Annotated in this window: 4 protein-coding genes; 2 read left to right on the top strand and 2 right to left on the bottom strand. The window is 39.5% G+C overall.

The genetic code is table 11. The features are described 5' to 3' along the window. Positions 1–30 precede the first annotated feature (30 nt). On the top strand, positions 31–987 hold the full coding sequence (locus HT721_RS10135) for an N-acetylmuramoyl-L-alanine amidase family protein (RefSeq protein WP_173229747.1): 957 nt from the start codon (positions 31–33) through the stop codon (positions 985–987). 37 nt (positions 988–1,024) lie between these two features. Further along, positions 1,025–1,405: a PBECR2 nuclease fold domain-containing protein gene (locus tag HT721_RS10130; protein ID WP_173212670.1), complete on the top strand. Its 381-nt coding sequence runs from the start codon at positions 1,025–1,027 to the stop codon at positions 1,403–1,405. A 349-nt stretch (positions 1,406–1,754) separates the two neighbouring features. Here HT721_RS10130 and HT721_RS10125 read toward each other — a convergent pair whose 3' ends face one another. Together HT721_RS10125 and HT721_RS10120 are read right to left on the bottom strand one after the other, a co-directional pair. Continuing rightward, positions 1,755–1,934, bottom strand: coding sequence for a hypothetical protein (locus HT721_RS10125; RefSeq protein WP_023937752.1), 180 nt, complete (start codon positions 1,932–1,934; stop codon positions 1,755–1,757). 141 nt (positions 1,935–2,075) lie between these two features. Continuing rightward, the gene (locus HT721_RS10120) at positions 2,076–2,225 is read right to left on the bottom strand and encodes a hypothetical protein (RefSeq protein ID WP_162489709.1); all 150 of its coding nucleotides are present in this window, start codon (positions 2,223–2,225) and stop codon (positions 2,076–2,078) included. Positions 2,226–2,547: the final 322 nt, after the last annotated feature.

The raw sequence follows: 2,547 nt of genomic DNA, 5'->3' as shown, positions 1-2,547 counted from the left end.
ACAGATGAATGACGCTTGGAGGGAGTAGGGATGGATATCGATACAAGCAGACTACGTACAGGCTTGCCACAAGTCGGAGTGCAACCTTATAGACAAGTACATGCTCACTCAACAGGCAACCGCAACTCAACTGCTCAAAATGAGGCGGACTACCACTATAGAAAGGACCCTGGACTTGGGTTCTTTTCTCATGTCGTTGGAAATGGCCGTGTTATGCAGGTAGGACCTGTTGATAATGGTGCCTGGGACGTTGGGGGTGGTTGGAATGCTGAGACCTATGCAGCAGTTGAATTGATTGAAAGCCATTCAACTAAAGAAGAGTTCATGACAGACTATCGCCTTTATATCGAATTGCTACGAAATCTAGCAGATGAAGCAGGTTTGCCGAAAACTCTTGATACAGACGACTTGGCAGGTATCAAAACGCATGAATACTGTACGAATAACCAGCCGGATAACAGTAGCGACCACGTTGACCCGTATCCTTATCTTGCGAAATGGGGTGTTAGCCGTGAACAGTTTAAGCGAGATATTGAGAACGGCCTAGGCGCCGAAACAGGCTGGCAGAAGAACGATAAAGGCTATTGGTATGTACACTCAGACGGCTCTTATCCAAAAGACAAGTTTGAGAAAATCAACGGAACCTGGTATTACTTCGACGGTTCAGGCTACATGCTTGCAGACCGCTGGAAGAAGCACTCAGACGGCAATTGGTACTGGTTTGACCAATCAGGCGAAATGGCCACAGGCTGGAAGAAAATCGCTGAGAAGTGGTGCTATTTCGACGTAGAAGGTGCCATGAAGACAGGTTGGGTCAAGTATAAGGACACATGGTACTACTTAGACGGTAAAGAAGGTGCCATGGTATCAAACGCCTTCGTCCAGTCCGCAGACGGAACAGGCTGGTACTACCTCAAACCAGACGGAACGATGGCAAACAAGCCAGAGTTCACAGTAGAGCCAGATGGCTTAATTACGACAAAATAAAATGTGATATAATGGTTATGAAATAACGGAGGGAATTATGAATCACGAAAAAATCGGTCAGGTTACCGATGAAGTAAAAGAAATTTTTAATATTGTTCTTGAAGCAAGTGAAATCAAGGTCAACAAAGAAGGTTTGAGAAGCCATATGTTGAAACGCCATCATAATGATGTGATCCATCATATTGAAGACTTGGAACTCATACTAAGAAATCCAGATTTTGTTGGAGTCAATCCGCGAGAGAAAGACGCTAGTTTTGAATATGTGAAAAGATTTGATGATAATGTTCTCGTTGCCATAAAGTTACATAAAAGTGGCGATTTCTTTTATGTTCCGACCATGTATCGCTTGCAAGATTTCAAGTTACAAAGTCGTATCAAGTCTGGTAGATTGAGAAAACTTGACAAAAAAAGCAGTTAGTGCTAGAATAACATTAACGAAAGACATTTGAGGGCAGAAAGGTTCCTGCCGCACCTTGAAAAAGGTATCTGAGATGCTGGGTACACCGACCAGCCAAGTGTCCGTTATTTCAAAGGAGGGAGCTTAAATGCTCCTTTTTTGTTTAAAAATTTCAAAATAGATTACACCAACCGCAGGCTCAGGCTTGCGGTTTTTTATTTTGCAAAAACAGGCATTTTGAACAATTAGAAACTAAAATAGAAGTCCTATTGTTCAAAAAAGCGTTTTCTTGAAGAATAGGGAGGAGTAATGGCAGGGTATTATTGTCAAAAACGGTGTTTTGTTAAAAATAAAAAAACAGTGACCGAAATCACTGCTTATCAGTTGTAGCAAATTCATAAAGTTTTTCCGCTGTGAGAAGTGCCATTTTGTCCATACTTGTTTTTCCTTTTCTGAGGTCAGAAACGGTAGTCCATGGAACTCCAGCGCCTTGCGAAATAGCAGATGTAGACATCGAACTGTCTAACAATTCTTGAATAACTTTTCTCATCTTATTTGTCCTTTTTGTTTTTTAGATAAATGTATACATTAATTGCAATTATAAAAATAGCTATTGCACTAACCATTGCATTTCCTCGTTCCATTTGATAAAATAGAGGTGTGAGGGGCTTTCGCCCCAACCTCTTAGCGTTTACCTTTTTCTTTTGCGGGATTTCGGTTTACGCTTTTTGTTTTGCCTTGCGACCGTTATTGCGGTCACTAGACTTGCGATAGCAGTTACTGTTTCAGGAATATTGTCTATTGCCTTTTCAAGTAACCTAAGCCAATCTTCTTTGTTCAACTTCATCACCCCCTTTCCTTATCTTGATTATATTATATCACGGTATACCGAGAAAGTCAAGAGTTTTGATGGAGTTTTTTTATTTTATTTTTTAAAAAAAGACCGTGAGTAATCACAGTTTTCTATTTGTAAACTATTAGAAGTAAATTGAAACCTTCTCAACTATACGGGCAAAGATGATTGTAAAAATGAATACGAAGATGAATACGATTTAAAAAAACGATGGAAATTAGTGTAAATGATTTTAACGAAAAATAAGTAAAAACTCAACTATTTACAAGTGATGATAACTATTTGTAAACGTTTTTCACTTATGGTATAA

This window comes from Streptococcus sp. 4094 (genome assembly GCF_013277125.1).
Lineage (GTDB): Bacteria > Bacillota > Bacilli > Lactobacillales > Streptococcaceae > Streptococcus.
This window is presented reverse-complemented; position numbering and strand designations above follow the sequence as displayed.

Excerpts from the sequence above, each read along its gene's own strand:
- HT721_RS10135 (WP_173229747.1), top strand. The coding sequence starts at position 31 with ATGGATATCGATACAAGCAGACTACGTACAGGCTTGCCACAAGTCGGA.
- HT721_RS10130 (WP_173212670.1), top strand. The coding sequence starts at position 1,025 with ATGAATCACGAAAAAATCGGTCAGGTTACCGATGAAGTAAAAGAAATT.
- HT721_RS10125 (WP_023937752.1), bottom strand. The coding sequence starts at position 1,934 with ATGAGAAAAGTTATTCAAGAATTGTTAGACAGTTCGATGTCTACATCT.